Source organism: Alcanivorax sp. HI0083 (assembly GCF_001635175.1).
In genome coordinates this window covers 1-692 of the sequence record NZ_LWFX01000435.1, presented here as the reverse complement: position 1 = coordinate 692, position 692 = coordinate 1, and the positions used below count along the sequence as shown (strand labels likewise).

Sequence of the window (692 nt, the reverse complement as noted above, 5' to 3'; positions counted from 1 at the left end):
ATGAACTGGTATTCGCCACCCCACTCTTCCGGAATCACATCCTTGGTCGCCATCTCGTTACGCACGCGATCAGGATCCGCCTGCTCTTTATCGATCTTGTTGACCGCAATAATGATCGGCGCACCGGATGCTTTCGCGTGATTGATCGCTTCTTCGGTTTGCGGCATCAGGCCGTCATCGGCCGCCACCACAATCACCACGATATCCGTGGCTTTGGCACCACGGGCACGCATGGCGGTAAAGGCCGCGTGGCCAGGAGTATCGAGGAAGGTAATCATGCCCTTCTCGTGCTCAACGTGGTACGCACCAATGTGCTGGGTAATACCGCCGGCTTCACCGCTTGCCACCTTGGCTTTACGGATATAGTCCAGCAGGGAAGTCTTACCGTGGTCCACGTGGCCCATAATGGTAACAACAGGCGCACGGTGCTCGGAATCCACGCCTTCACGGGTAACCAGATCCGCGGCCAGATGATCTTCAAGCAGCTCTTCCTGCCCTTTGCTGGCAATGGGCTTGTGCCCCATCTCTTCCACCAACAGGAAGGCGGTTTCCTGATCGATCGGCTGATTGACAGTGACCATCTCGCCCATCTTCATCAGGGACTTGATCAACGACTTGGCCTTGACGTTCATACGCTGGGCCAGGTCGGTCACAGTAATAGTATCTGGAACTTCGACTTCGTAGATTTTCTT

At 55.3% G+C, this 692-nt stretch carries 1 protein-coding gene; it reads right to left on the bottom strand.

Annotation, left to right across the window (positions count from 1 at the left end; translation table 11 throughout):
• The coding region (locus A3754_RS04485; protein WP_156496784.1) for a translation initiation factor IF-2 N-terminal domain-containing protein at positions 1-692 on the bottom strand (692 nt) is incomplete at both ends.